This is a genomic window from Tabrizicola fusiformis, from assembly GCF_013328815.1.
Classification (GTDB): domain Bacteria; phylum Pseudomonadota; class Alphaproteobacteria; order Rhodobacterales; family Rhodobacteraceae; genus Fuscibacter.
In genome coordinates this window covers 41,577-67,258 of record NZ_JABUHN010000003.1, presented here as the reverse complement: position 1 = coordinate 67,258, position 25,682 = coordinate 41,577, and the positions used below count along the sequence as shown (strand labels likewise).

Below are 25,682 nucleotides of genomic sequence, written 5' to 3'. Positions count from 1 at the left end.
ATGTCAAGACATGCAACCACCGGCCCCGCCCTGTTTGACCGGGCCATTCTGCTGAACGCGATGCGCGACGCTGCGGTGAAACTCGACCCGCGCAAGCTGATGCGCAATCCGGTGATCTTTGTCACCGAAGTTGTGGCCGCTTTCGTCACCCTTCTATGGCTGCGAGAACTGGCGCAGGGCACCGGCACGCCGGGCTTTTCCGGCCAGATCGCCGCCTGGCTGTGGTTTACCGTCCTGTTCGCAAACTTTGCCGAAGCGGTTGCCGAAGGGCGCGGCAAGGCACAGGCGGCCAGCCTGCGGCAGGCCCGCAGCGATGTGCAGGCCAAGCGTCTGCTTGATCCCGACAGCGATGACGGACGCTATGAACGGGTCAATGCCCAGACACTGGAACGCGGCGATGTGGTGCTGGTCGAGGCGGGGGACCTGATTCCGCTGGATGGTGAAATCATCGCGGGTGTCGCTGCCATCAACGAAGCCGCGATTACCGGAGAAAGCGCCCCGGTGATCCGCGAGGCGGGGGGCGACCGTTCGGCGGTCACCGGCGGCACCACGGTTCTGTCCGATGCCATCCGGGTCCGCATCTCGACCGCGCCGGGCGAGACCTTCATCGACCGCATGATCGCGCTGGTCGAGGGCGCCGAGCGGCAAAAGACGCCGAACGAACTGGCGCTGTCGGTGCTGCTGTCGGGCATGACGCTGATCTTTCTGATCGCGGTGGTGACACTCTGGGGCCTTGCGGGCTATTCCGGCACCGAGGTTTCGGTGGTTGTTCTGGTGGCGCTCTTGGTCACGCTGATCCCGACCACCATCGGCGGGCTGTTGTCGGCCATCGGCATTGCCGGAATGGACCGGCTGATCCGCTTCAATGTCATCGCCACCTCGGGCCGCGCGGTCGAGGCGGCGGGGGATGTTGACACGCTCTTGCTGGACAAGACCGGCACGATCACCTTCGGCAACCGCATGGCGACGGAGTTTGTCGCCTTGGAGGGTGTGACCACCACAGAACTGGCCCAGGCCGGTCTGCTGGCTAGCATGGGCGACGATACGCCCGAAGGACGCAGCATCGTGGCCTTGGCCAAGGCGGAGTTTGACTTGCAGGAACAAGAGGTTCCGGGGGCCGTTCTGGTGCCCTTTGCCGCGCAGACCCGGATTTCCGGCCTCGACATCGACGGGCGCGCAATCCGCAAGGGGGCGGTGGATTCGGTCCTGCGGTTTGCCGGTATTGCCGCCGACCGCGCCCCGGCCGATTTCCGTCAGGCGGTGGACCGCATCGCCCGGACGGGGGGCACCCCCCTTGCCGTGGCGGATGGCCGCCGCCTTTTGGGGGTGATCCATCTGAAGGATGTGATCAAACCCGCCATCCGCGAACGCTTTGCCGCCCTGCGCGCCATGGGCATCCGAACGGTGATGGTGACGGGCGACAACCCGGTGACCGCTGCCGCCATTGCCTCCGAAGCCGGGGTGGATGATTTCATCGCCGAAGCGACCCCCGAGGACAAGCTCGCCTATATCCGCCGCGAACAGACCGGCGGGCGGCTGATCGCCATGTGTGGCGACGGCACAAATGATGCGCCGGCTCTGGCGCAGGCCGATGTGGGCGTGGCGATGCAGACCGGCACCCAGGCCGCGCGCGAGGCGGGCAATATGGTGGACCTCGACAGCAGCCCCACCAAGCTGATCGAGATCGTCGAGATCGGCAAACAGCTCCTGATGACGCGGGGATCGCTGACCACATTCTCGATTGCCAATGATGTGGCGAAATATTTCGCCATCCTGCCCGCGCTGTTCATTGCGACCTACCCGGAAATGTCGGCACTGAACCTGATGCATCTCGGCTCGCCGGAATCGGCAATCCTGTCGGCGGTGATCTTCAATGCGCTGATCATCATTGCGCTGATCCCGCTGGCGCTGCGCGGGGTTGCCTATCGCCCGGTTGGTGCCGCCGCCCTTCTGCGCCGCAACCTGACGGTTTACGGCCTTGGCGGGCTGATCCTGCCCTTCGTCGGCATCAAGGTCATCGACCTGGCCGTTACCGCCCTGCATCTGGCTTGAGGAGCCTGCACATGTTGTCTTGTCTTCGCGCCGCCGGCGTTCTGCTGGTCCTGTTCACCCTGCTTTTGGGGCTTGCCTATCCGCTGGCGATGACCGGGCTGGCAAGCGCCGCCTTCCCGCGACAGGCGGGCGGCAGCCTTCTGACCGATAACGGCACGGTCATCGGATCGGCGCTGATCGGTCAGGCATTCGCCTCTGACGGCTATTTCCACCCCCGGCCCTCTGCCTCGGGCCATGACGCCATGGCTTCGGGCGGATCGAACCTTGGCCCGCTGTCGAAACGGCTGATGGAGCGGGTATCGGGGCATCTAGCTGCACAGCCGTCGCCCTTGGCCGTTCCCGCCGATGCCGTAACGGCCTCGGCTTCCGGCCTCGACCCCGATATCTCGCCCGCCAATGCCTTGGCACAGGTGGCGCGGGTGGCGGCGGCCCGCAATCTGCCTGCCGATCGGGTGGCGGCGCTGGTTGCCGATCACACGGCGGGGCGGCTGTTCGGCTTGATCGGAGAGCCGCGGGTGAATGTGCTTGCCCTGAATCTTGCGCTCGACAAGATGCCGGCAAATTGACCAGATGGCAAAATGAGCGACACCGACGGCACCTTCAAACGGCCCGACCCCGATGCGCTGCTGGCCTTGAGCAAGGCCGATCGCCCGGGCCGCCTGAAGATATTTCTCGGGGCGGCGCCGGGGGTTGGCAAGACCTATGCCATGCTTGCAGAGGCAAACCGCCTGAAGGCCGAGGGCCGTGATCTGGTCCTTGGCCTGATCGAGTGTCATGGCCGCAAAGAGACAGAAGCCCTTGCGCGGGGGCTGGAAATTCTGCCCCGCAGGCGTGTTCCCTATCGCGGTCAAATTCTTGAGGAATTCGACATTGATGCAGCCCTTGCGCGCCATCCCGGCCTGCTGGTGGTTGATGAGCTGGCCCATACCAATGCCCCCGATTGCCGCCACCCCAAACGCTGGCAGGATGTCAAGGAAGTGCTGGATGCCGGGATCGACGTCTGGACGGCGCTGAACATCCAGCATCTGGAAAGTCTGGCCGATGTGGTGGCCCGGATGACCGGCGTGACCGTGCGTGAGACGGTGCCGGACAGCATCCTGCAAACCGCGCAGGATGTCGTTCTGGTCGATATCACGCCCGATGAACTCATCGCGCGGCTGAAGGCCGGCAAGATCTATCTGCCGCAGACGGCGCAGCGTGCCACCGAGAATTTCTTCACCCCCGGCAATCTGACCGCGCTGCGCGAACTGGCGCTGCGCCGCACCGCCGACCGGGTCGAAGATCAGATGACGCAGATCCTGCGGCAGAAGGCCATCGAAGGGCCTTGGGGCGCGACAGAGCGGCTTCTGGTTTGCATTGGCCCGGATGATGCGGGCGAACGCCTTGTCCGGCAGGCGGCGCGGCTTGCATCGGCGCTGAATGCAGGCTGGATCGCGGTGACCCTGACGCGCCCCGGCCTTGCTGCCGATCCGGCGCGCGACCGGCGGATTTCCGGCGCGATGTCTCTGGCCGCGAGCGTCGGCGCCGAGGTTCAGCGGCTGACCAGCGACAACTTCACGCAAGATATCCTGCGCATCGCCCGCCGCGAAAACGTGACCCAGATCGTCGTGGGGCGCAGAGTGTCGCGGCCGCTTCTGCGGTGGTTTTCCCGGTCCTTGCCGGATGAGCTGCTGCGGCAGGCCGACGAAATCCGTGTGATGGTGATGCCCTTGACCGACAAGGCCGAGGCGGCCCCGCATTTCGTGGCCCGGCTGATCACCAAGGCGGCGCGCCCGGGTTTCTGGGTTGATCTGGGCCTTGCCTTCTGTGGCACCGCAGTCGGGGCCGCCGTCGGTGTGGCGCTGGACGCTGCCCTTGAATTGCCCAATCTGTCGATGGTCTTTCTGGTCAATGTTCTGGCCTGTTCGGCGCTCAGGGGCACCCGTTCGGCGGTGCTGGCGGCGCTCTTGTCTTTCATGGCCTACAACTTCTTCTTCATCGAACCGCTCCACACCCTGACCGTGGCAAGGCCGCATGAGTTTTTCGCGCTGCTGATCTTTCTGGCTGTGGCCATGCTGACCGGATCATTGACAGGCCGCGTTCGCGCTCAGGCGCGCGCCGCCATGGCCCAAACCCGCGTGATCGAAGCGCAGGCGGCCTTTTCGCGCAAGCTTGCCGCCGCTTCCACCGGGGATGACGTGCTTTGGGCAACGGCGACACAGGTTCACACCATGCTGGGCGGCAATGCCATTCTGCTGGTGCCGGAAGGGGGCGATCTGTTGCCCCGCGCCGCCTGGCCGCCGGATGAACTGGCCGACCCTGCCGAATTGTCTGCCGCCCGGTGGTCTCTGGAAAAGGGCGAGGCCGCCGGATGGCGCACCGGCACATTGCCCAATATCCGCTTTCGTTTCCAGCCGCTGATCCTGTCGGGCCGCGCGGTTGCGGTCCTTGGGTTTGAACCGCTGGACCGCAACACACCCCTGAGCGCTGAAGACGAAACGGCGCTGGCCGTGCTGGCAGAACAGGCGGCCATCGCGCTGGACCGCGCCCTGCTTGTGCGCGAAGCGGTCAAGGCGGCGGCGCTTCAGGAAAACGAGAACATCCGTGACGCCTTGCTGACCTCTCTCAGCCATGATCTGCGCACGCCTCTGGCGGCGATCACCGGCTCGGTTTCGACGCTGCAACAGACGGGCGCCACCCTTGCAGAGGACCAGAGGCAAGACCTGCTGCAAACCATCCGGCAAGAGGCGGGGCGGCTCAATCGCTTTGTCACCAATCTTCTGGAGATGAGCCGGATCGAATCCGGCGCCATCAAGGTTAAGCGGGACTGGGTTGACGTGGGCGACGCCATCCGCGCCGCCGCCGAACGCTGCGCCAAAGCCCATCCGGCCCGCAAGACCAAGATCAGCCTTGCCGTGGACCTGCGTTTTGTGCGTGGGGATCAGCACCTTTTGGGGCAGGTTGTTTTCAACCTGCTCGACAATGCCCACAAATACTCGGACGAGGGCGAGGTTTCCGTCCACGCCCGCAATGAAGAGGACAAGGTGGTGATCAGCGTGACGGATGAGGGTCCGGGGATCAGACCGGCGGACCTCGAACGTGTCTTCGAGAAGTTCTATCGTGGCGGCGGCACCGATAGGCGCAAACCGGGCACTGGCCTTGGCCTGTCGATCTGCAAGGGGCTGGTGCAGGCGATGGGCGGCACCATTCAGGCCGAAAGCCCGGCCGCGCGGCGGCGCGGCACGCGCCTGATCGTGCGCCTGCCGGCGGCAGAGCTGCCCCTTGAGGACGGCGCTGCAACATGAGCATCCGGCGCATTCTGATCGTGGATGACGACCCGCAGATTCAGACGATGCTGCGCATCGGGCTGGAAAGTGCGGGTTATGAAACCCGCCCCGCCCTGACCGGCCACGAAGCCGTGCGGCTGGCCGCCAGCATCGCGCCGGATGCCATCCTGCTCGACCTTGGCCTGCCGGACCGGGACGGCAAAGACGTGTTGCAGGACATCCGGGCCTTCTCCCAAGTGCCGGTCATCATTCTGTCCGCGCGGGACCGCGAGGCCGAAAAGGTGGCGGCCCTTGATCTGGGGGCCGACGACTATCTAGAAAAACCCTTTGGTATCAGTGAATTGCAGGCACGTCTTCGGACGGCAGCCCGCCATGCCTTGCGCGAGAAGGGCGAAGTCACCCGGATCGAGGCCGGCGATCTGGTCATCGACCTTGACAAACAGCTTGTCGCGCGTGCGGGCCGGCCTTTGCGGCTGACGCCCAAGGAATACGCCCTTCTCGCGGTGCTTGCCCGCAATGCCGGCCGGGTTGTCACCCATCGCCAGATTCTGACCGCGGTCTGGGGGCCGGCCCATCACGACGACACCCAGTATCTGCGGGTGTTCATCGGCCAGCTTCGCGCCAAGATCGAGCCGGACCCGACCAATCCCGCAATCATCCGAACCGAGGCCGGCGCAGGCTATCGCCTTATGGCGACCTGATCCGCCTGGCGCCCTTAACCGGCGGTCACCCCGAAGATTGCACCGACGGCTGCTGTCGCCGCCATCGCAAGCGCGCCCCACAAGGTGACCCGTGCAGCCCCCCGGACGATCCCTGCGCCACCGGCTGAAGCCCCAAGGCCACCAAGGACGGCAAGGCCAAGAAGGGTAGATGCTGCCACAAGCACGGCAATCTGTGCCTCTGGCACAAGAAGGACCACGATCAGCGGAACCACGGCACCGACAGCGAAGGTCAAGGCGGAAACCAGCGCTGCCTGAATCGGGCGGGCCGTCACCGTTTCGGAGATGCCGAGTTCGTCGCGGGCATGCGACCCCAGCGCGTCGCGTTCCGTTAGCTGGAGGGCCACCTTCTCGGCCAGATCGCGGTCGAGTCCTCGTTTGACATAGATGGTGGTCAGTTCCTCAAGCTCCGCCTCGGGCGTTTCCGCCAGTTCGCGCGCCTCGCGTGCAAGGTCGGCCTGTTCGGCATCTGTCTGCGAACTCACCGAGACGTATTCACCCGCCGCCATCGACATCGCGCCAGCCACGAGACCGGCCAGCCCGGCAATCAGCACCTCGGGTTTTCCCGACCCGGCTGCCGCGACGCCAACGACAAGGCTCGATGTCGAAACAAGACCGTCATTGGCACCCAGCACCGCCGCACGCAGCCAGCCGATGCGATGCACCATGTGAATTTCGGAATGGGACAGGCGGCTCATGCCGGGACTCCTTCAAAACGGGATTGCGGCGCTGTGGGGGCCGCAGGTGAAACAGGCAAGGCGCGCAGCGCGTTCAGGATGGCTGCGATGTCGATGCGGGCCGAATGCATCACGGCGGCGGCCAGTGTCCCGCCAAAGGTCGCATGGATGCTGAGGGGAGGGGGCTCGAGCTGGTCAGTCTGCGCGTGATCCAAAGCGGTCAGTCTCCATGGGCCGGGGCCGTCGCCGTCGGCCTGTGCGAAAAAAGGCGCCCGACGGCACGTGCTTGCATGCCGCCTGCATCATCGCGGGCAAGAAACAGGGCGTCCAGACCCTGTGCCGCCGCCAGACGCACACCCGCATCGACGCCCGCCACCATCAGCGCCGTCGCCCAGGCATCGGCTTCGGCGCAGGTGGGCGCAACCACGGTCACCGAGGCGGGGGAGTGCAGAAGTGGCGCGCCGCGCCACGGGTCCATCGTGTGGGACAGGGTATGACCCTGCACCGTCACCCAGTGGCGATAGTCGCCCGAGGTGGCGACTGCGGCATCTTGCAAGGTCAGGATGGAATGGGGCGCGCGGCGGGCACGGTCCGGCTCCTCGACCGCGATGGTCCAGGCTTTGCCGTCGGGGCGCAGGCCAATGGCGCGCATCTCGCCGTCGATGCCGGTCAGCGCCTGCCGGATGCCGTGGTCCTTCAGCACCTGCGTCAGACGGTCCACGCCATGGCCCTTGGCGATGCCGTTCAGGTCCAGCGTGATCGGAGCCGACTTGCGCGCCCGGTTTCCGTCAAGCTCCAGCACCTCATGGGCCGGGCGGCGGGCGGTCTGCATCGTGGCGCGGATGGCCTGCGGATCGGCAGCGGCGGGGCCAAAGCCCCAGGCCCGCACCGCATCGCCCATCCCGATGTCAAAGGCCCCGCCCGAGGCGCGGCCGATGGCGAGACCAAGCGCCAGCACATGCGCCAGTTCGGTGGGGATGTCCTGCCATTCCCGCACGGGGGCCGCGGTCAGGCGCATCAGGGCGCTGTCGGGCTTCCAGGTGGACATCTGCGCATCGACCGCATCGACCGCGACCTGAAGGGCGGCCCGCAGGGGTGCGGGGTCGAACCCCGGCGGCGAAAAGAACAATGCGCTCCACCTTGTGCCCATCGTCGGGCCGTTCAGGGCATGGCGGGCAAGGTCAGTAGACATCTTCAACATAACGCCCTCCGGCCTTGAGCGTCGCGGGCGTCAGGCCCATCGGCGCAAGGATGTCATCCAATGCCCATGCGACGCCTTGCGCCATGTCACGCCCGCCACAGACCATCACTTTTGCGCCGCTGCGGATCGCCTTGGCCACCTCGGCCGCTTCGGCCCGCAGGGCGTCCTGCACATAATGCGGCCGCACCCCGCGCGAGATGGCGGTGGAAAGGCGCGTCAGCCTTCCTTCGGCCTGCCATTTGGCCAGATCGTCGCCATAAAGAAAGTCGCTGTCCGGATGGCGCATCCCGAAGAACAGATGGACCGGGCGGCGGCGGGCATTGGCGCGGATGATCCCGGCCAATGGCCCGATGCCCGTGCCGGCCCCGATCAGGATCAGGGGCGCCCGGCCCCGCCCGGCATGAAAGCCCGGATTGCGGCGGAGGACGGCCCGCACAGCTTCGCCCGGTTCCAGTGCCAGCAGCTGGCCCGAGCAAAGGCCGCCCGGGTGCTTCTTCACCACGATCTCGACGAAGCCGTCCCGGCTGCCCGATGCCAGCGAATAGAAGCGCGGCACGGCCGCGCCTTCGGGCAGGATGCCCAGCAGGTCACCCGCCCGGAACCCTGCGATGCCCCCGCCGGTCAGCCGCGCCCAAACGGTCGCCTTCGGAAGGGCAAATCGCAGGATCGCGGTCGGGGATTGCACCTCGGCCCCATAGTCGCGGCGGGAAACAAGCGTCAGGCTGTCGGCGGCGGGGCGGGCGGGCCGGTGGTTCAGGTCCAGCGGCAGGCCAAGGGCATCTCCCAGAGCCCGGCCCCAGCGCGCGAAGTCCTGTGGTGACTGGCGGTCCACCGTGTCCATGGGCAGGAGGGCGGCCCAGCCCTTGGCGCGGGCGGCGGCCTCTGCCTCTGCGGCAAAGGCGCAGAAGGCCGGAAAGCTGCGGTCGCCAAAGCCCAGAATGGCCAGCGGGGCGGCGGGCGCCGTGGGCAGGCGCGCCAGCCGGTCAAGGAACCCTCGCGCCGAAGCGGGCGCGTCGCCTTCGCCATAGGTCGCGGCAAGGATCAGGACGCGTTCCGCCCGGGGGTGACTGGCCGGGTCGAAGGCCGACATCGGCGCGACATGCACCGCCTGTCCGCCCTCCCGCAGGGCTTGCGCCAGTGTGGCGGCAAAGCCCCAGGTGCTGCCGCCTTCCGACCCCACAAGGATCACCGTTTCCGCGCGGCCAGCCGGGGCGTTGTTGCGCAAGTCTGGCCGCCCGCGCCGCCCGGCGATCCAGATCAGCGCGCCGGTCACGCCCATCACCGGGACACTCAGCGTGATCAGGCCCAGGATCAGCCCGAGAACCGCCGCGCCCTGGCCGGTGTGCAGCATGTAGATGGTTTCCGACACCCGCTGCCACGGCGTCAGCTCTGCCCAAGACAAAAGCACGCCGGTCCCTTGGTCGATCTGGCCGGTGCCCGCGTCGGTGGACAGGGTGAACACATCCTGCGCATCGCCCGCATAGGGAAAGCTGAACTTGCGCAAGCTGCTGACCGGCACATCCTGAAGCGCGGTCATCCGCTCCAGCGGGAAGGCCATTTGTCCGCTGACCGCCACAGGATCGGCCGGGTGCTGCGCGCCATCTGGCAGAAGGTCAAAGGTCGAGGCCGTCATCCACAGCGCGGTGGTCGCCGAAAGGGTAAGGCCGAGGGCAGCGACGCGCGCCAGTTCCACATGCAGGCGCCCGGGCTGCGGCCCGCGCAAGCGCGCAAACCAGTGTCGCCAGCCGCCTGCGCGCCGCGCCACAAGGGCAGCCCCCGACAGGGCCAGCACCAGCATCGCCGCAGCCCCCGCAGCCATGATAAGCCGTCCGCCGTCGTCCAGAAACAGCGACCTGTGCAGCGTGGTCAGCCAGCGCTCCACCCCGTTCGGGTCAGCCGAGCCGTCATCCGCTCCCGTCGCGGGGTCGATCACCGCCGATCCGGGGGTGCCGCCCACGAACCACCAGGCGGTGATCGTGCCCGAAGGCGTGCGGCGGATTTCCTCCAGCCCCGGATGCACGGCGGCCACGCGGGCGGCAAGGTCGGCCACGCTTTGCCCCGCAACGGGCTGCGGCGCCGCCAGACGTTCGGCCATGGGAAAGACCGACAGCGCCGCACCACTGAGCGCGAGGATGGTCACAAGGACAAGGGCCAGAAGCCCCGGCCAGCGGTGAAGCGCGCGGATCATCGGTCTGTCGCCTTACTGATAGACGAAGCTGGCGATGTAGCGGCGGCCTTGCACGGGCGCGCCTGCGCCCGCGGCGGTCAGCGGCACCGCGACCTCGTTCGGGCTGTCGCGCATGTCCTCGACCGCCGCGTCGATGTGCAGCGTGTAGCCCGCATCGAACAGCGCATCGGCCAGATCGAGCGTGATTTCCAGCGTCCGACCCGCGCCGACACTCGCCCCGGTGATGCCGTTGATCTGGGCGGGGTCGCCCCCCGTGGCGGCATACCAGCCGCGAAGATGCTCATAATATTTCGACTTTCCGCCAGCCATCCAGAGACTGCCGACATAGGCACCCGAGGCATCGGTGACGTAAAGCGCCAGATAGGCGCCACCGCCGCCATAGGTGTTCAGGCTGGTGGTCAGCGTAACGGGACGGGCCATCGCCAGCCCCGGCACGGTCAGCGCGGTGGTCAGCGCGAGGGTTGCGAGAAGGGATTTCATCTGATGTCCTTTCGACAAGGCAGGGCGCCCCGCAGGCGGGGGCGGACGGTGGCAATCGGGGATCAGTTGGTCACAGCGACGGGCGCCGCGCCGTTGCCAAACAGCCCGTTCGCGGGCGGGGCCACAGTCCCTGCGGGCGCAGGGGCGCCGAGCGCGCCGGTGCATGCGTCATCATCATCTTCGTCCTCCTCCTCGTCGCAGTCCTCGTCGTCCTCGTCCTCTCCGCTCACACGGACAAGGGGCACGGACAGATCGTCTGCGCCGAACACGGCGGCGCAAACGCCGCTGCACCGGCCCTGCGCGTTGCCTTGGGTCTGTATCGCGGCAAGGGCCGGCAGGCCGAGCGCCACGGTCAGGGCCGTCGAGGTGAAAAGAACGGAAAATCGGGATGTCATGGCGGGATCTCCTTGGATCTGATGCTGCCAAGCTGGGCCCTGGACCTGAGCCGTTCCTGACGCCGCCAAGGTTTCTGCTTCAGCTTGGCGTCAGGAAGAAAAAGGCCCTGCCGGAAAACGGCAGGGCCAGGCAGGCCACAGGGACAGCGTGGCCAGAAAAGAGATCAGGCGATGTCGCCGGGGTCAGCGGCGTGCTTCTCTTCGCTGATCATCGCACCGGCCCTCGCACCAGCCGGTCGCAGACGGGCATGGCCGCCACACCCTTCGCCCGCCCGGAAATGCGTCAGTCATTTTTCTGCCCTTCGCGTTCGAGACCCTCATCGTCATCCTCGAACTCGAATTCGACGATCTGGAGTGTGCCGGGATGCAGCTTGACCTCGATCGCGCGGCCTTGCGCGTCGCGGCCGTCGATCTCATAGCAACCATCGTCGATTCTGATGCGGCGGACGTCCCAACCTTGCGCGGTGGCGAACCGGGCCACCGCCTCGCGCGGTTGCCAATCAGCCATCGGCACGAAGCAATTATTGTCGGCCAACGCCATACCGGCGGGAAGGCTGGCAAGAAACGCAAGAATTGTCAGGGTCTTTCGCATGGGCCACACTCCGGGTTACGGCCAGTCTGGAGGATGGAATGCGCGCCGAAGCTGACGGCAGCCTGAAGACGGCTGATCCATGGCTTCAGCCTGCTGTCAGGAGAGAGGGTCAAAAGCAAACCAGCCCGGGGTCAAAGGGACGGCAGACGACCATGCGCATATTGCTGATCGAAGATGACATGGTTCTGGGTGCGGCCGTGCGCGACCAGATCGCCGCCGATGGCCATTCGGTTGACTGGGTCCAGCGGCTGGATGCGGCTGGGGATGCGATGGCCGGGGCAAGCTACGACCTTGTGCTTCTGGACCTGATGTTGCCCGATGGCCGGGGCATCCCGTTTCTGCGCCGCCTGAGAGCCAGAGGCGATGTGACGCCCGTCATCATCCTGACCGCGCTCGACCAGATCAGCGACCGGATCGAGGGGCTGAACGCAGGCGCCGACGACTATCTGGTGAAACCCTTCGATCTGGCTGAACTCTCTGCCCGCATCGGGTCGGTGGCCCGGCGCTATGCGGGCAACCCCAACCCGATTGTCACGCATGGGCCGCTGGAGATCGACCTTGCCGCCCGCAGCATCCGCCGCGACGGCCGGCCGGTGAACCTGACCGCCCGCGAATGGGCTTTGCTCGAGGCATTCCTGTCCCGCCCCGGGCAGCTTCTGTCCAAGGCACAGCTCGAGGACAAGCTCTATGCCTTCGGAGCCGAGATCGAAAGCAACACGATCGAGGTGCATATCAGCCGCCTGCGCAAGAAACTCGGGGCGGATGTGATCGAGACCGAACGTGGCCTCGGCTACCGGCTGGGCCGCGCATGAGGGCGCCGCGGAGCCTTCAGGGTCGGCTGGGGCTTTGGCTGGGCGTTGCTCTCACGCTGCTCTGGGTTCTGGCGGCCAGCGTGACGGCGCTGATCGCACGGGGTGAGATCGAAGAGGTCTTCGATTCCGCCCTGCAGGAAACCGCGCAGCGCATCCTGCCGCTGGCCGTCGTCGATATCCTCAACCGCGAGGAGGCGGGCATCAGCCAGCGCCTTGCCACGATCCGCGGGCATGACGAGTTCTTCACCTACATCGTCCGCGACGATCAGGGGCGCATCCTGCTGCAATCCCATACCGCCGATCCGGGCGTGTTTCCCGTCTGGGACGGGACCGGCTTTCGCCAGACCGCGACGCATCGGCTCTATAACGACGAGGCCGTGCAGGGCACGATCCGCATCACCGTGGCCGAGCCGCTGGACCATCGCGCCGGCGTCGCCCGCGAAATCCAGATGGGCTTGGGCCTGCCATTGTTGGTCGTGCTGCCTGTGGCACTTCTGGCCATCATGCTTGCCGTTCGCGCCAGCCTTGCGCCCCTGCGCCAGTTCCGTGACCGGCTGTCGGCGCGGGGCGCGCGCGACCTCAGCCCGGTCGGCAGCGCCGATCTGCCCATCGAAGTCGCCCCGCTGGCCGATGCGATGAACGGCCTTCTGGCGCGGCTGGAGGCGGCCTTTGAGGCGGAGCGCAGCTTTGCGGCGAATGCCGCACATGAACTCCGCACGCCGCTGGCCGGTGCCATAGCGCAGGCGCAACGGCTGCAGGCCGAGACGCGCGACGCCGACACAAAGGCGCGTGCGGCCGAGATCGAAGCCACACTGAAGCGCCTGACGCGCCTGGCCGAGCGCCTGCTGCAACTGGCGCGGGCCGAGGGCGGTCGTCTGCGCCGCGATGTGGCCGCCGACCTCCGCCCCGTGGCCCGGCTGATTGTCGATGATCTGGCGCGCGTTGCAGGGCCCGGGCGCCTCCTCCTGACGCTTCCTGACAATGCCATCATGTCGGATCTGGACCCCGACGCTTTCGCCATCCTTCTGCGCAACCTGATCGAGAATGCCTTGCGTTACGGTCAGCCCGGCTCTCCGGTTGAGGTATCGCTTGCGATAGACGGCACGCTGACCGTGACCAATGACGGCCCCGTCATCCCCGCAGAAGACCTCGAACGGCTGACGAAACGGTTCGAACGCGCCAACTCCGATACCAGGGGCAGTGGTCTCGGGCTTGCGATCGTGAGATCCATCGCGGACCGGACCGGAAGCAGCTTCGAGATCCGGTCACCACGCACATCGAGTGAAGCAGGCTTTGAAGCGAGGTTTCGCATGATGGGCCAGAAACGGGCCGAATGAGGCGCAGGTCTCTGGAAGCATCTGGCGGCGGCTTCCGCCGACGATCGAACTCCGTATTGGCCGAAGCTGCGCACGCCCGCTCTCGTCAGCGGTCAGTTTCCAGATACACCCCATCACAGGCGAACCGAATGTCCCCTCCGGCCCGAGTGGCCCCGCTGCCATATGGTTGCCGACGGGCTGCAATAGTTTGATAAGCCGCCTCACAAGCGACCGAGAAAGATAAATCTTAAGGTGATGGCGGACAGAGAGGGATTCGAACCCTCGAGACGGTTCCCCGCCTACACACTTTCCAGGCGTGCGCCTTCGACCACTCGGCCACCTGTCCGTGGCGCGGTGTTTAGCCTGCCCGGGGGGCGGGGTGCAAGGGGAAAGCGGGGATTACCACGCATTGCGGGTTGGGGCAGCAAGAGCGGGCGGCGCGGGCCGCCGTGGCAAGAAGATTGACGTGCCTCAAATCCGGGCGCTAAAGGTAGGGGATGAACAGGCCCACGGTCATCGACATTGCACGGGAGGCTGGCGTCAGCCTTGCCACGGTGGACCGTGTGCTGAACGCACGCCCCGGGGTGCGGGCCAAGACCATCGCGGCGGTGAATGAGGCGATCGGGCGGCTGGGCTATGTCCGTGACATTGCCGCCGCCAATCTAGCGCGCAGCCGCAGCTACCGGATGGTGGTTCTGCTGCCCGATACGGAAAGCCAGTTCGTCCAGACCCTGGAAGAGGCGCTGCGCGAGGCGGCGGCTTCGGCGGTGACGGCGCGGATGGGGGTGGAGCTGATCCGCTTTGCTGCCGAAGACATGCATGCCCTGGCCGCCACGCTGCGCCGGCTGGCAGAGGAGGGCTGTTCGGGCATCGCCCTGATGGCGCCGGAAACCCCCGTGATCCGCGACGCGCTGCGCGCACTGCGGGGGCAGGGGGTGCCGGTGGTGGCCTTGGTGTCGGACCTGCCGAATAGTGAGCCGGATCATTATGTTGGCATCGACAGCCGCGCGGCGGGCCGCACGGCGGGCGTGCTGATGGGCCGCTTTCTGGGCGCGCGTCCGCCCAAGGTCATGGTCATCGCCAATTCGATGCATCTGCGCGAAAGCATTGAGCGGCGGCGCGGGTTTGACGAGGTGATGCTGCGCGATTTCCCGGGTGTCGAGGTGTTGCAGACGCTGGAAACCCATGGCTCGCCCACCGCGTTGCGGCAGGTCGTGACCGAAATTCTGGCCGCAGAAGGCACGGTGGGCGGCATCTATCTGCTTGGCTCCGGCCTGCGGGCGTTGGGGCGGGTGCTGTCCGAGCGCGGGCTTTTGGGCCATCCGGTGATCGTCGGGCATGAGCTGACCCCGCATTCGCGTGAGGCGCTGGCCTCGGGCTGGCTGGACGCGGTGATTGCCCAGAATGCCGGCCATATTGCCCGCAGCACCCTGCGCGTGCTGCGCGCCAAGGCTGACCGTCTGCCGATTGACGAATCGCAGGAGCGGCTGCGGATCGAGATCATCCTGCGCGAGAATCTGCCGGATCAGCCGCTCTGACCCCCAGGAAATTTCGGCAAAACCAGCGCCGATTCAGGGTCTTGTCGCAAAATGAGGAACGTGCCTCAAAAATGCTGGACAAGCGCCCCGCTGCGCCGCATCGTGAGAGGAACAAGAACGATGTCCGGGCTGTGCAATGCCCCGGCGCTAGCAATCGATAGGGAGGAGACGACGATGAAGGCAAAACTTCTTGCCGCGACGACGGCTGCCGCATGGATGGCGGCAGGCGCCGCGCAGGCGCAGACCGAACTCACGCTCTGCTGGGCCGCCTGGGATCCGGCGAATGCGCTGGTGGAACTCTCGAAGGACTTCGAGGCCCAGTCGGGCATCAAGATGAAGTTCGAATTCGTGCCGTGGCCCAATTTCGCCGACCGGATGCTGAACGAGCTGAACTCGGGCGGCAAGCTTTGCGATCTGATGATCGGCGACAGCCAGTGGATCGGTGGTTCCGCCGAAAGCGGCCATTATGTGAAGCTGAACGATTTCTTCGCGGCCAATGACATCAGCATGGATGCCTTCGTGCCCGCCACGGTGACCGGCTATTCCGAATGGCCGAAGAACACGCCGAACTATTGGTCGCTGCCCGCCTTTGGCGATGTGGTCGGCTGGACCTACCGCAAGGACTGGTTCGAGCGGCCGGAAATCGCGGCCGAGTTCAAGGCGAAATACGGCCGCGACCTTGTGGCGCCGCAGACCTTTGCCGAACTCAAGGACATCGCCGAATTCTTCCAGGGCCGCGAGATCGACGGCAAGACCGTCTACGGCGCCTCGATCTATACCGAGCGGGGGTCCGAGGGCATCACCATGGGCGCCATGGACGTGATGTATTCCTTCGGCTTCAAATACGACAATCCCGAAAAACCCTACGATATGGCGGGCTTCGTCAATTCCCCCGGCGCCGTCGCGGGGCTGGAGTTCTACAAGTCGCTTTACGATTGCTGCACGCCGCCCGGTTCCTCCAACGGCTATATGGGCGAGGGGATCGACGCCTATAAGTCGGGTCAGGTCGCGTTGCAGATGAACTTTGCCTTCACCTGGCCGGGCTTCGAGGTGGACCCGAATGTCGGCGGCGGCAAGACCGGCTATCTGGTGAACCCCGCCGGTCCCGATGGCGAGCGTTATGCCCAGTTGGGCGGGCAGGGGATTTCGGTCGTCGCCTATTCCGAGAAGCAGGATGCGGCGCTGGAATATATCAAATGGTTCGCCAAGCCGGAAACCCAGGCGAAATGGTGGTCGATGGGCGGCTTCTCCTGCCTGCGCGCCGTGGTGGAAGACCCCGGTTTTGCCACCTCGCAGCCCTATGCGCAGGCTTTCCTCGACAGCATGGCCATCGTGAAGGATTTCTGGGCCGAGCCGAGCTATGCCACCCTGTTGCAGGACACCCAGAAACGCCTGCATGACTATGTGGTCGCCGGCAACGGCACTGCGCAAGAGGCGCTGGACGGTCTGGTTCAGGACTGGACCACCACCTTCGAGGATGAAGGCAAGCTCTGACACCCGCCGCCCGGCCCTCCCGTCCGGGCGCCTCCCTCTCCCCGCAACGCGGGGGGAGGGCAGGGCGGGTCCGCCCCGCCATACCAAAGTTCAGCAGGAACCCCATGCCCAACCCCCTCGACACCGCCGCGCGGGCCACGCCCGACCGCATCGCGCGCAAGCTGCGCGGGCTTTCCGACCGCGCCATCGCCTGGGCCTTTGTCGCCCCCACGATCTTTCTTCTTCTGGCGATCAACATTTTTCCGCTGATCTGGACCATCCGCCTCAGCTTTACCAATTTCGCCGCCAACAAGCCGAATGCCGAGGTGAAATGGGTCGGCCTGCGCAATTATGAACGCATCCTGACCGACCCGGACATCTGGCAGACCATGCAGGCCACCGCGCATTTTCTGGTCTGGACCATCGTTCTTCAGGTGCTGATCGGCTTCACCCTTGCATGGCTCATCAACCGCAAATTCCGCGGCAATGACCTGCTGACCACGCTGATCGTGCTGCCGATGATGCTGTCGCCCGCCGTGGTCGGCAATTTCTGGACCTTCCTTTACCAGCCGCAGATCGGCCTGATCAATTACGCGGTCGAATTCTTCACCGGCATCCCCGCCTCAAGCTTTTCCATGCTGGGTTCGGTCACCCTTGCCCCCTGGGCCATCGTGATCGTCGATACATGGATGTGGACGCCCTTTGTCATGCTGATCTGCCTCGCCGGGCTGCGCTCGATCCCCGATTACATCTATGAGGCGGCCGAAGTGGACCGTGCCTCGCCCTGGCGGCAGTTCTGGACCATGACGGTGCCCATGGTGCTGCCATTCCTGATGCTGGCGGTCCTCTTCCGCGGCATCGAGAATTTCAAGATGTTCGATCTTGTGGTGCAACTCACCGGCGGCGGCCCGGGCGACACGACGCTGCTTTCGTCCATCGAACTCAAGCGCGAAGCCTTTGAAAAATGGCGCACCGGCTATTCCAGTGCCTATGCGATCATCCTGTTCGTGACCGTCTTCGGCCTTGCCTCGATCTATGTCAAAGCCCTGAACAAGGTGAAGGAAAGATGAGCAGCTATTCCGTCACCGAGCCTTCGGCCCGCTCGAAATCCGTCGCCGCCGTTCTGGTCGTGCTTTACGCGGTCATCACCCTTTTGCCGCTCCTCTGGATCATCTCCACCAGCTTCAAGACCGGCCCTGACAGCATCAGCTATCCGCCCAAGGCGATCTTTTCTCCGACGGTCGAGGGCTATGTGAACCTCTTCACCAACCGCACCCGCGCCACGACCGAGCAACTGGCCACCATGCCGCCCCCGGCCAATTTCGCCGAGGAAATCGTGCGCAAGCGGAACGAGGTGATCACCGGCCCCTCGCGCTTTGGCGAGCGGTTCCTGAACTCGGTCATCATCGGCTTCGGCTCGACCTTCCTGTCGATCATGCTGGGGACGCTGGCCGCCTATGCCTTCAGCCGCTTCAAGGTGCCGCTCAAGGATGATCTTCTGTTCTTCATCCTCTCCACCCGGATGATGCCGCCCATCGCCGTCGCCATCCCGATCTTCCTGATGTATCGCACGCTGGGCCTCAGCGACACGCATCTGGGTATGATCCTCCTCTATACCGGGGTGAATATCAGCCTTGCGGTCTGGCTGCTGAAAGGCTTCATCGACGAAATCCCGCGCGAATATGAAGAGGCGGCGCTGATCGACGGCTACACCCGCTTTCAGGCGTTCCGCCAAGTCGTGCTGCCGCAGGCGGCGACCGGCATCGCCTCGACCGCGATCTTCTGCCTGATCTTTGCGTGGAACGAATATGCCTTCGCCGTGCTGCTGACTTCGGGCAATGCCCAGACCGCACCGCCCTTCATCCCCACCATCATCGGCGTCGGCGGTCAGGACTGGCCCGCCGTGGCCGCCGGGGCGACGCTGTTCCTGCTGCCGGTCATGATCTTCACCATCCTGCTGCGCAAGCATCTGTTGCGCGGGATCACCTTCGGGGCGGTGCGGAAATGACGGGCCGCGCTGTATATACGGAAAAATTACGGGAAAAATACGCAGAAACGACGAGGAACATACAGCCATGACCGCCTTTATCTCCGGTCTCCTCTCCTTCCGCCGCGGCCCGTGGGAGATGCTGGCCACCATCCTGATCGCGCTTGGCGTGGTGATGCTGATGCAACCTTTCGCGCTTTGGGCCTTCACCTGGTCCTTTGTCGTGACCCTGACCGGCACGGTGATGTTCATCATCACCAGCCATTTCCCGGAGTAGCCCCGTGGCCGAGATTGTGATCCGTAACCTGCGGAAAGAATTCGGGAATTTTACTGCCGTCAAAGGCTCGACCTTCACCATCGGCGATGGGGAGTTCTTCATGCTGCTCGGCCCGTCCGGCTGCGGCAAGACCACCACCCTGCGGATGATCGCCGGGCTGGAGCTGCCCACATCGGGCGAGATTCTGATTGACGGCGAAGATGTGTCGCAGCGCCCCGCCAGCCAGCGCGACATCGCCATGGTCTTCCAGATGTTCGCCCTCTATCCCCATATGAACGTTCGCAAAAACATCTCCTACCCCCTTGTCAGCCAGGGAATGCCCCGCGCCCAGATACAGGCCAAAGTGGCCGAGGTGGCGCGGATTCTGGGCATCGAAAGCATCCTCGACAAGCCGGTCGGCGGCCTTTCGGGCGGCGACCGGCAGCGCGTGGCCCTTGGCCGTGCCATCGTGCGCAGCCCCAAGGCGTTCATGATGGACGAACCCCTTGGCGCGCTGGATGCCGAGTTCCGCGAGCATATGTCGCTGGAGCTGCGCGCCCTGCATGACCGCATGGGCGCCACCACCGTCTATGTCACCCATGACCAGTTGGAGGCGATGCAGATGGGTGACAAGATTGTGGTGATGAATCATGGGGTTGTCGAACAGTTTGGCACGCCGCAGGAAATCTACGACCATCCCGCCACGCTGTTTGTGGCCGATTTCATCGGCAGCCCGGCGATGAATTTCCTGCGGTTCGAGGGCGGTTTCCGCCCCGGCGACCGTTCGGTCACCCTGTCGGGTGTCGAAATCGCTGTGCCAGAACTGCACGAAGAGGTTGCGGGCCGGGCGCTGGTTCTTGGCGCGCGGCCCGAGCATGTGACGTTAACCGATGCCGGGCAGTATCGCGGTCGGATCGAGGCGACGGAATACCTTGGCACCACCCAGATCGTGACGCTTGCCACCGCCAACGGCACCGTCAAGGCGCGCATCCCTTCGGGGCAGGTGGCACGGACGGGCGAAGTGGTGGGGCTGGACCTGACGCCTTCGCGCCTTGCGCTGTTTGATGCCGGAACCGGCCGCGCCTTCCGCACCGCCGCCAACAGCGGGGTGTATCATGGCTGAGGTCCGTTTGAGCAATGTTTCCAAGGCTTTCGGCGCCACGCAGGCGCTGTCCGATGTCTCGCTGACCATTCCCGACGGCGCCTTTGTGGTGCTGCTTGGCCCCACCGGCGCGGGCAAGACCACCACGCTGCGGCTGATCGCCGGGCTTGAAAAACCCGACGCAGGCGACATCGCCATCGGCGGCGCCTCGGTTCTGGCCGACACCCCGGCCGAGCGGGACGTGGCCATGGTGTTTCAGCAATACTCGCTCTACCCGCATCTGACCGTGCGCGAGAACCTTGCCTTCCCGCTCCGCTCCCCGATGATGAACTGGGGCGAGGCGCAGATCGCCGCCCGCGTGGCCGAGGTGGCCTCGGTGCTGCGCATCGCCCACAAGCTCGACAACAAGGCGACCCGGCTTTCCGGGGGCGAAATGCAGCGGGTTTCCATCGGGCGCGCACTGGTGCGAAATCCGCGGATTTACCTGATGGATGAACCGCTTAGCAGCCTTGACGCCAAGCTGCGTGCCGATCTGCGGGTGGAGCTGAAACGCATCCATGCCGAGCTTGGCGCCACCTTCCTTTATGTCACCCATGACCAGATCGAGGCGATGACCATGGCCACCCATGTCGGCGTGCTGGACCGGGGCAGGCTGGTGCAGTTCGGCACCCCGCGCGAGATTTACGAAAACCCGGTCAGCACCTATGTTGCCAGCCGTCTGGGCCAGCCGCGCATCACCCTGCTGCCTGCCGATGCCTTTGGCCCCGCTCCGCCCGGCGCGGTGCAGATCGGGTTGCGCCCCGAGCATATCCAGCAGGGAAGTGGTCAACCTGCCACCGTGCGGCGGCTGGAGCATCTGGGCGACCAGACCCGGCTGCATCTGCAGATGGGCCCGCATGAGATTGTCACGCTGGCCCCGCCCGACAGCCGCCTTGCCCCCGGCGATACCCTTGCCATTCAGCCTCAAACCCCGCTCTGGTTCGATGCCAGCGGCAACCGCCTGTAAGGAGACAGCAATGCAGCAGTTCATGAACGGCAAGGACACGCTGGTCACCGAGGCGGTGGACGGGCTGGTGCGCGCCTCGGGCGGGGCGCTGGCGCGGCTGGACGGCTATCCGCATATCAAGGTTGTCGTCCGCACCGACTGGGACAGGGGCAAGGTGGCGCTGGTCTCGGGCGGCGGTTCGGGGCATGAACCGGCCCATGCCGGATTTGTCGGGCAGGGGATGCTGACGGCGGCGGTCTGTGGGGAGGTCTTCGCCTCGCCTTCGGTCGATGCCGTTCTGGCGGGGATTCTGGCGGTCACGGGCAAGGCGGGCTGCCTCTTGATCGTCAAGAACTACACCGGCGACCGGCTGAACTTCGGCCTTGCGGCGGAACGGGCGCGGGCCTTTGGCCTCAAGGTTTCCATGGTGATCGTCGATGATGATGTGGCGCTGCCCGACCTGCCGCAGGCGCGCGGCGTGGCGGGAACGCTCTTCGTCCATAAGATCGCAGGTGCCTTGGCCGAGGCCGGGGCCGATCTGGATGCCGTCACGGCAGCGGCGCAGGCGGTCATTCAGGGCGCGGTCTCGATCGGGATGAGCCTTGACACCTGCACCGTGCCCGGCAACCCGCGCGAAGACCGCATCGCCGCCGGCAAGGCCGAGCTTGGCCTTGGCATTCATGGCGAGGCCGGGGTGGAGCAGGTGGATTTCGCAGGCGCCCGCAATGCCATGGCCATGGTGGCAGAGCGTCTGGCGCCGCATATCGGCAAGGCCGACCATGTGGCGCTTTTGAATAACCTCGGTTCCACGACTCCGCTGGAAATGAGCATTCTGGCCGAGGAGCTGGCGCGCTCGCCGCTTGGCGGGCGTATCCGCTGGATCATCGGGCCGGGGGCGCTGATGACCTCGCTCGACATGCATGGCTTTTCGGTCTCGCTCTTGCCGGTGACGGGGGAGCAGGTGCAGGCGCTGGCCGCCCCGGTGGCGCCGCCGGCATGGCCGGGGCTGGCGGGGTTTGGCGAGGTGGCCCTGCGCCCCTTGCCCGATGGCCTGACCCCGATCCAGCCGGAACCTTCGGCCCATCCGCAGCGCCGGGCGCTGATCGCGCGCTGCTGCGCGGCCCTGATCGCGGCCGAGGCCGATCTGAACACGCTGGATGCCAAGACCGGCGACGGCGACACCGGCAGCACCCTGGCCACGGCGGCGCGGGCGCTGACGGGGGCGCTGGACCGGCTGCCGCTGGCCGATCCGACGCAGCTTTACCGCGCGGTGGGGATGGAGTTGAGCCAGACCATGGGCGGGTCTTCGGGCGTCTTGCTGGCAATTTTCTTTGCGGCGGCGGGCGATGCTTCGGCCAGCGGCAAGAACTGGATCGGCGCGCTGACGGCGGGTCTGGCGCGGGTGATGCAGGTGGGCGGCGCCAGCCCCGGCGACCGCACCATGATCGACGCTTTGTCCCCGGCGCTGGCGGCGCTGCCGCAGGGCGTGGGCGCGGCGGCCACCGCGGCGCGGGCTGGGGCCAATGCCACCGCAGCGATGACGCGGGCCAAGGCGGGCCGGGCCAGCTATATCTCTGCCGACCGTCTGGCTGGCTTCAACGATCCGGGGGCCGAAGGCGTGGCGCGGCTGTTCGAAGACCTCGCCCGCGGCTAGGGGGCGGCTTGACAGCGCCGCCCGCCCGGGGTGCAACTGGTCCGACATGCCAGGGAGGGCGCCATGACCGTCAGCTTCACCACCGACCGGATGCTCAATTTCGGCGATTGCGATATTTCGGGAACCGCCTATTTCCCGGCTTATCTCAATATTCTCAACGGGGTGGTCGAAGAGTTCTGGACCAAGATTGGCTATCCTTGGCACGAAATCATCTGGAAGGAACGCTGGGGCACGCCCACCGTTCACCTCTCCTGCGACTTCTCGAAACCCTCGTTCTTTGGCGACAAGCTGACCTTCCGGCTGACGGTGATCAAGGTCGGCAAATCCTCGGTCCGGCTTTCGCACGCGATCTACTGCGGTGATGAACCGCGCTGGTCGGGCGAGCAGGTTCTGGCGGCAAGCTGGCTGGACAAGCACACCTCGATGCAATGGCCCGATGACGTGAAGGCCAAGCTGGAAAGCTTCCTTGCCCCTGCCACCCCCGAGCGCAGGCCGGTTCAGGCCCAGACCTGATCCGGGTCGGGCAGGGGGATCGCGTCCAGAAGCTCGCGGGTATAGGCGGCCTGCGGGCTGTCAAACAGGTCCGCCGTGGCGCGGTCTTCGACGATCACCCCATGGTGCAGCACCATCACCCGGCTGCACAGCCGCCGGATCACGCTGAGGTCATGGCTGATGAAGGCCAGCGTCAGCCCCAGTTCCCGCACCAGCCCTTCGAGCAGGTTCAGCACCTGCGCCTGACTGGACACATCCAGCCCCGAGACGATCTCATCCGCGAGAATGAAATCGGGTTCCAGCGCGATGGCCCGAGCGATGCCCACCCTTTGCCGCTGCCCGCCTGAAAGCTCATGCGGATACCGCGCGGCAAACCCCGCGGGCAGCCCCACATGGTCCAGCGCGCGGGCCACGCGGCCCGCCACATCGTCAAACCCGTGCAATTTCAACGGCTCGGCAATCAGGGTGCCGACGCGGTGGCGGGGGTTCAGGCTGCTCATCGGGTCTTGAAAGATCATCTGGAACCGCCGCCGCAGGGGCCGCAGCGCCGCCTCGTCCAGATGGGTGATGTCCACCCCGTCAAACCGTACCGAACCGCCCGAAGGCTCCAGCAGCCGCACCAGCACCCGGCCCAGCGTCGATTTGCCAGAACCGGAGCCGCCGACAATCCCCATCACCGCGCCCTGCGGGATGGTGAAATCAAGCCCTTTGAGGATTTCCAGCCGCGGTGCCGCGCCAAACAGCGGCTTGCGCGTCATGTCGGCCAAGGACAGCCGCAGGCCGCGCACGTCATAAAGGTCAGCCATGGGACATCCTCCGGTCGGCTGCGGCCACTTCGGCCCGCACGGCGGCAATCACCGTGTCGGGAACCGGGGTCAGACTGGCCACGGCATCGGTGTATTTCGGGGTGGCGGCCAACAGGGCCGCCGAATAGGCATGGCCCGGCGCGCGGAAGAAATCGCGCACCGCGCAATCCTCCACCACCAGCCCGGCATACAGCACCGACAGGCTCTGGCAGACCTTCGACACCACGCCAAGGTCATGGGTGACAAAAAGCAGCGCCGTGCCATGCCGCTCTTGCATCTCCTTGATCAGCTTGAGGATCTGCTTTTGCACCGTCACATCCAGCGCCGTCGTCGGCTCATCCGCGACGATCAGCTTCGGCTCGGCGGCAAAGGCCGATGCGATCAGGATCCGCTGCCGCATCCCGCCCGAAAGCTCATGTGGATAGGACCGCATCACCCGCTCGGGGTCGGGAATATACACCTCGGCCAGCAGTTCGCGCGCCCGCGCCTCGGCCCTGACGCGCGGCCAGCCCAGAATGTCCACCAGACGATCGGTGATCTGCGGCCCGATCCGGCGCGAGGGGTTCAGCGCCGTCAGCGGGTCTTGCGGGATCAGCGCGCAGGTGGCGCCGATCCGCCGCCGCCGCTCTGCCGGGGGCAGGGTCAACAGGTCCACCCCGTCCAGCACGATTCGCCCCGCCGTTATTTCGGTTGAACGCGGCAGGATGCCCAGAACCGCCTTGCCGATCATCGACTTGCCGGCGCCGCTTTCGCCCACCAGCCCGCGCACCTCGCCCGCCGCCACGGTCAGCGAGACCTGCCGCAACAGCGGCCCGCCCCCCCTCAGCCGCACCGAAAGCCGGTCAATCTCAAGATAGCTCATCGCAGCACCGGGTCGAAGCGGTCCTTGAGCCCCTCACCCAATTGGGAAAAGCTCAGGACGGTCAGGAACAATGTGATCAGCGGGAAGACCAGCACCCACCACGCCTGATAGACGGCGGCCCGCCCCTCGGCGATCATGCCGCCCCAGGTCGGGTCATCGGTGGAGATTGACAGGTTCACGAAGGAAAGAATGGCCTCGACGATCACCGCAATCCCCATCTCCAGCGTCAGGAGGACGACGATGGTCGGCAGCACGTTCGGCAGGATTTCCCGCAGCATGATGCCCAGCCGCCCGCGCCCCGCCACCCGGGCCGAAGCGACGTAATCCATTGCCCCCTGCGCCATGGCTTCGGCCCGCACCACCCGGGCAAAGCGTGTCCAGTCGATGATCACGATGGCAAGGATGATCGACCCCAGCCCCGGCCCGATCACGGCGATCAGCAGGATGGAAAACAGCACCGGCGGAAAGGCCATCCAGATGTCGATGAACCGGCTGATCAGCACATCCACCCAACCACGCAGGAACCCCGCCAGCAGGCCCAGCCCGGCGCCCAAGAGGCAGGTGATCGACCCCGCCACCAGCGCCACGATCAGCGCCAGCCGCGCGCCATAAAGAATGCGGCTGAGAACATCGCGCCCCAGACTATCGGTGCCAAGGTAATAGCCCGGCTCGGCCCCCGTCTCCCAGAAGGGCGGCAGACGGCCCAAAAACAGATCCTGCGCCAAAGGGTCTTTCGGCGTGATCCACGGCGCCAGCAGCGCCGCCAGCACCAGCACCGCAAGCCAGCCCGCCGACAGCCACAGCCGCGCCCCGGCCCGGCGTTTCACAC

At 65.9% G+C, this 25,682-nt stretch carries 24 protein-coding genes and 1 tRNA gene; 15 read left to right on the top strand and 10 right to left on the bottom strand.

The features are described from left to right. From kdpB to HS053_RS05165, 4 genes are read left to right on the top strand one after another with little or no spacing between them, the layout of a single operon-like run. The gene (gene kdpB, locus HS053_RS05180; protein WP_174210159.1) at nt 1-2,052 is read left to right on the top strand and encodes a potassium-transporting ATPase subunit KdpB; all 2,052 of its coding nucleotides are present in this window, start codon (nt 1-3) and stop codon (nt 2,050-2,052) included. Between the two features lie 11 nt (nt 2,053-2,063). Further along, nucleotides 2,064-2,618, top strand: coding sequence for a potassium-transporting ATPase subunit KdpC (gene kdpC, locus HS053_RS05175; protein ID WP_174210158.1), 555 nt, complete (start codon nt 2,064-2,066; stop codon nt 2,616-2,618). A 12-nt stretch (nt 2,619-2,630) separates the two neighbouring features. Next, a complete protein-coding gene (locus HS053_RS05170; protein ID WP_174210157.1) occupies nt 2,631-5,336 on the top strand; it encodes a sensor histidine kinase in 2,706 nt (901 codons plus the stop codon). Continuing rightward, complete coding sequence (locus HS053_RS05165) at nt 5,333-6,019, top strand: response regulator (protein ID WP_174210156.1); 687 nt, start codon at nt 5,333-5,335, stop codon at nt 6,017-6,019. The genes HS053_RS05170 and HS053_RS05165 overlap by 4 nt, the downstream gene beginning before the upstream one ends. A 14-nt stretch (nt 6,020-6,033) precedes the next feature. Here the strand turns inward: HS053_RS05165 and HS053_RS05160 are convergent, their stop codons facing one another. The 6 genes from HS053_RS05160 to HS053_RS05135 form a co-directional block, all read right to left on the bottom strand. Continuing rightward, nucleotides 6,034-6,735, bottom strand: coding sequence for a VIT1/CCC1 transporter family protein (locus HS053_RS05160; protein WP_174210155.1), 702 nt, complete (start codon nt 6,733-6,735; stop codon nt 6,034-6,036). 199 nt (nt 6,736-6,934) lie between these two features. Continuing rightward, a complete protein-coding gene (locus tag HS053_RS05155; protein ID WP_174210154.1) occupies nt 6,935-7,915 on the bottom strand; it encodes an FAD:protein FMN transferase in 981 nt (326 codons plus the stop codon). After that, complete coding sequence (locus HS053_RS05150; RefSeq protein ID WP_174210153.1) at nt 7,896-10,103, bottom strand: PepSY domain-containing protein; 2,208 nt, start codon at nt 10,101-10,103, stop codon at nt 7,896-7,898. Before HS053_RS05150 ends, HS053_RS05155 begins: the two co-directional genes overlap by 20 nt. Nucleotides 10,104-10,115: 12 nt before the next feature. Beyond that, complete coding sequence (locus HS053_RS05145; RefSeq protein ID WP_174210152.1) at nt 10,116-10,583, bottom strand: DUF2271 domain-containing protein; 468 nt, start codon at nt 10,581-10,583, stop codon at nt 10,116-10,118. 62 nt (nt 10,584-10,645) lie between these two features. Next, nucleotides 10,646-10,978 carry a hypothetical protein gene (locus tag HS053_RS05140; RefSeq protein ID WP_174210151.1) on the bottom strand — a complete coding sequence of 111 codons (333 nt, stop codon included), beginning with the start codon at nt 10,976-10,978 and terminating at the stop codon, nt 10,646-10,648. A 283-nt stretch (nt 10,979-11,261) separates the two neighbouring features. Continuing rightward, nucleotides 11,262-11,570 (bottom strand): PepSY domain-containing protein, encoded by a 309-nt coding sequence (locus tag HS053_RS05135; RefSeq protein ID WP_174210150.1) that lies wholly within the window; start codon nt 11,568-11,570, stop codon nt 11,262-11,264. Nucleotides 11,571-11,722: 152 nt separating this feature from the next. Here HS053_RS05135 and HS053_RS05130 point away from each other — a divergent pair, with 152 nt between their 5' ends. Together HS053_RS05130 and HS053_RS05125 are read left to right on the top strand one after the other, a co-directional pair. Continuing rightward, nucleotides 11,723-12,382: a response regulator transcription factor gene (locus HS053_RS05130; protein ID WP_174210149.1), complete on the top strand. Its 660-nt coding sequence runs from the start codon at nt 11,723-11,725 to the stop codon at nt 12,380-12,382. Further along, entirely contained in the window at nt 12,379-13,719 is a 1,341-nt protein-coding gene (locus HS053_RS05125) for a sensor histidine kinase (RefSeq protein ID WP_174210148.1), read from the top strand. Before HS053_RS05130 ends, HS053_RS05125 begins: the two co-directional genes overlap by 4 nt. A 235-nt stretch (nt 13,720-13,954) precedes the next feature. Here HS053_RS05125 and HS053_RS05120 read toward each other — a convergent pair. Further along, a tRNA-Ser gene (locus HS053_RS05120) sits at nt 13,955-14,044 on the bottom strand. 151 nt (nt 14,045-14,195) lie between these two features. Between HS053_RS05120 and HS053_RS05115 the strand changes: the two genes are divergently transcribed. From HS053_RS05115 to HS053_RS05075, 9 genes are all read left to right on the top strand, one after another. Then, a complete protein-coding gene (locus HS053_RS05115; RefSeq protein WP_174210147.1) occupies nt 14,196-15,236 on the top strand; it encodes a LacI family DNA-binding transcriptional regulator in 1,041 nt (346 codons plus the stop codon). Between the two features lie 174 nt (nt 15,237-15,410). After that, on the top strand, nt 15,411-16,730 hold the full coding sequence (locus HS053_RS05110; protein WP_174210146.1) for an ABC transporter substrate-binding protein: 1,320 nt from the start codon (nt 15,411-15,413) through the stop codon (nt 16,728-16,730). Between the two features lie 104 nt (nt 16,731-16,834). Beyond that, a complete protein-coding gene (locus HS053_RS05105) occupies nt 16,835-17,779 on the top strand; it encodes a carbohydrate ABC transporter permease (protein WP_174210145.1) in 945 nt (314 codons plus the stop codon). Beyond that, the gene (locus tag HS053_RS05100) at nt 17,776-18,717 is read left to right on the top strand and encodes a carbohydrate ABC transporter permease (RefSeq protein WP_174210144.1); all 942 of its coding nucleotides are present in this window, start codon (nt 17,776-17,778) and stop codon (nt 18,715-18,717) included. Before HS053_RS05105 ends, HS053_RS05100 begins: the two co-directional genes overlap by 4 nt. Before the next feature lie 67 nt (nt 18,718-18,784). After that, entirely contained in the window at nt 18,785-18,973 is a 189-nt protein-coding gene (locus HS053_RS05095; RefSeq protein WP_174210143.1) for a hypothetical protein, read from the top strand. 4 nt (nt 18,974-18,977) lie between these two features. Next, complete coding sequence (locus tag HS053_RS05090) at nt 18,978-20,075, top strand: ATP-binding cassette domain-containing protein (protein WP_174210142.1); 1,098 nt, start codon at nt 18,978-18,980, stop codon at nt 20,073-20,075. Continuing rightward, entirely contained in the window at nt 20,068-21,060 is a 993-nt protein-coding gene (locus tag HS053_RS05085) for an ABC transporter ATP-binding protein (protein WP_174210141.1), read from the top strand. The genes HS053_RS05090 and HS053_RS05085 overlap by 8 nt, the downstream gene beginning before the upstream one ends. A 10-nt stretch (nt 21,061-21,070) precedes the next feature. Next, complete coding sequence (locus HS053_RS05080) at nt 21,071-22,693, top strand: dihydroxyacetone kinase subunit DhaK (protein ID WP_174210140.1); 1,623 nt, start codon at nt 21,071-21,073, stop codon at nt 22,691-22,693. A 63-nt stretch (nt 22,694-22,756) separates the two neighbouring features. Continuing rightward, nucleotides 22,757-23,206, top strand: coding sequence for an acyl-CoA thioesterase (locus HS053_RS05075; RefSeq protein WP_174210139.1), 450 nt, complete (start codon nt 22,757-22,759; stop codon nt 23,204-23,206). On the opposite strand, the gene HS053_RS05070 is transcribed toward HS053_RS05075, so the two are convergent. Genes HS053_RS05070 through HS053_RS05060 form a run of 3 tightly spaced genes read right to left on the bottom strand, consistent with a single transcriptional unit; the run spans nt 23,191 to nt 25,680 of the window. Next, a complete protein-coding gene (locus HS053_RS05070; protein ID WP_174210138.1) occupies nt 23,191-23,991 on the bottom strand; it encodes an ATP-binding cassette domain-containing protein in 801 nt (266 codons plus the stop codon). The genes HS053_RS05075 and HS053_RS05070 overlap by 16 nt on opposite strands. Next, nucleotides 23,984-24,853, bottom strand: coding sequence for an ABC transporter ATP-binding protein (locus tag HS053_RS05065; RefSeq protein ID WP_174210137.1), 870 nt, complete (start codon nt 24,851-24,853; stop codon nt 23,984-23,986). Before HS053_RS05065 ends, HS053_RS05070 begins: the two co-directional genes overlap by 8 nt. Continuing rightward, nucleotides 24,850-25,680, bottom strand: coding sequence for an ABC transporter permease (locus HS053_RS05060; RefSeq protein ID WP_347233295.1), 831 nt, complete (start codon nt 25,678-25,680; stop codon nt 24,850-24,852). Before HS053_RS05060 ends, HS053_RS05065 begins: the two co-directional genes overlap by 4 nt. Nucleotides 25,681-25,682 lie beyond the last annotated feature (2 nt).

What these genes read in the sequence shown, in the direction of transcription:
- kdpB (WP_174210159.1), top strand. Translation starts at nt 1, where the DNA reads ATGTCAAGACATGCAACCACCGGCCCCGCCCTGTTTGACCGGGCCATT.
- kdpC (WP_174210158.1), top strand. Translation starts at nt 2,064, where the DNA reads ATGTTGTCTTGTCTTCGCGCCGCCGGCGTTCTGCTGGTCCTGTTCACC.
- HS053_RS05170 (WP_174210157.1), top strand. Translation starts at nt 2,631, where the DNA reads ATGAGCGACACCGACGGCACCTTCAAACGGCCCGACCCCGATGCGCTG.
- HS053_RS05165 (WP_174210156.1), top strand. Translation starts at nt 5,333, where the DNA reads ATGAGCATCCGGCGCATTCTGATCGTGGATGACGACCCGCAGATTCAG.
- HS053_RS05160 (WP_174210155.1), bottom strand. Translation starts at nt 6,735, where the DNA reads ATGAGCCGCCTGTCCCATTCCGAAATTCACATGGTGCATCGCATCGGC.
- HS053_RS05155 (WP_174210154.1), bottom strand. Translation starts at nt 7,915, where the DNA reads ATGTTGAAGATGTCTACTGACCTTGCCCGCCATGCCCTGAACGGCCCG.
- HS053_RS05150 (WP_174210153.1), bottom strand. Translation starts at nt 10,103, where the DNA reads ATGATCCGCGCGCTTCACCGCTGGCCGGGGCTTCTGGCCCTTGTCCTT.
- HS053_RS05145 (WP_174210152.1), bottom strand. Translation starts at nt 10,583, where the DNA reads ATGAAATCCCTTCTCGCAACCCTCGCGCTGACCACCGCGCTGACCGTG.
- HS053_RS05140 (WP_174210151.1), bottom strand. Translation starts at nt 10,978, where the DNA reads ATGACATCCCGATTTTCCGTTCTTTTCACCTCGACGGCCCTGACCGTG.
- HS053_RS05135 (WP_174210150.1), bottom strand. Translation starts at nt 11,570, where the DNA reads ATGCGAAAGACCCTGACAATTCTTGCGTTTCTTGCCAGCCTTCCCGCC.
- HS053_RS05130 (WP_174210149.1), top strand. Translation starts at nt 11,723, where the DNA reads ATGCGCATATTGCTGATCGAAGATGACATGGTTCTGGGTGCGGCCGTG.
- HS053_RS05125 (WP_174210148.1), top strand. Translation starts at nt 12,379, where the DNA reads ATGAGGGCGCCGCGGAGCCTTCAGGGTCGGCTGGGGCTTTGGCTGGGC.
- HS053_RS05115 (WP_174210147.1), top strand. Translation starts at nt 14,196, where the DNA reads ATGAACAGGCCCACGGTCATCGACATTGCACGGGAGGCTGGCGTCAGC.
- HS053_RS05110 (WP_174210146.1), top strand. Translation starts at nt 15,411, where the DNA reads ATGAAGGCAAAACTTCTTGCCGCGACGACGGCTGCCGCATGGATGGCG.
- HS053_RS05105 (WP_174210145.1), top strand. Translation starts at nt 16,835, where the DNA reads ATGCCCAACCCCCTCGACACCGCCGCGCGGGCCACGCCCGACCGCATC.
- HS053_RS05100 (WP_174210144.1), top strand. Translation starts at nt 17,776, where the DNA reads ATGAGCAGCTATTCCGTCACCGAGCCTTCGGCCCGCTCGAAATCCGTC.
- HS053_RS05095 (WP_174210143.1), top strand. Translation starts at nt 18,785, where the DNA reads ATGACCGCCTTTATCTCCGGTCTCCTCTCCTTCCGCCGCGGCCCGTGG.
- HS053_RS05085 (WP_174210141.1), top strand. Translation starts at nt 20,068, where the DNA reads ATGGCTGAGGTCCGTTTGAGCAATGTTTCCAAGGCTTTCGGCGCCACG.
- HS053_RS05080 (WP_174210140.1), top strand. Translation starts at nt 21,071, where the DNA reads ATGCAGCAGTTCATGAACGGCAAGGACACGCTGGTCACCGAGGCGGTG.
- HS053_RS05075 (WP_174210139.1), top strand. Translation starts at nt 22,757, where the DNA reads ATGACCGTCAGCTTCACCACCGACCGGATGCTCAATTTCGGCGATTGC.
- HS053_RS05070 (WP_174210138.1), bottom strand. Translation starts at nt 23,991, where the DNA reads ATGGCTGACCTTTATGACGTGCGCGGCCTGCGGCTGTCCTTGGCCGAC.
- HS053_RS05065 (WP_174210137.1), bottom strand. Translation starts at nt 24,853, where the DNA reads ATGAGCTATCTTGAGATTGACCGGCTTTCGGTGCGGCTGAGGGGGGGC.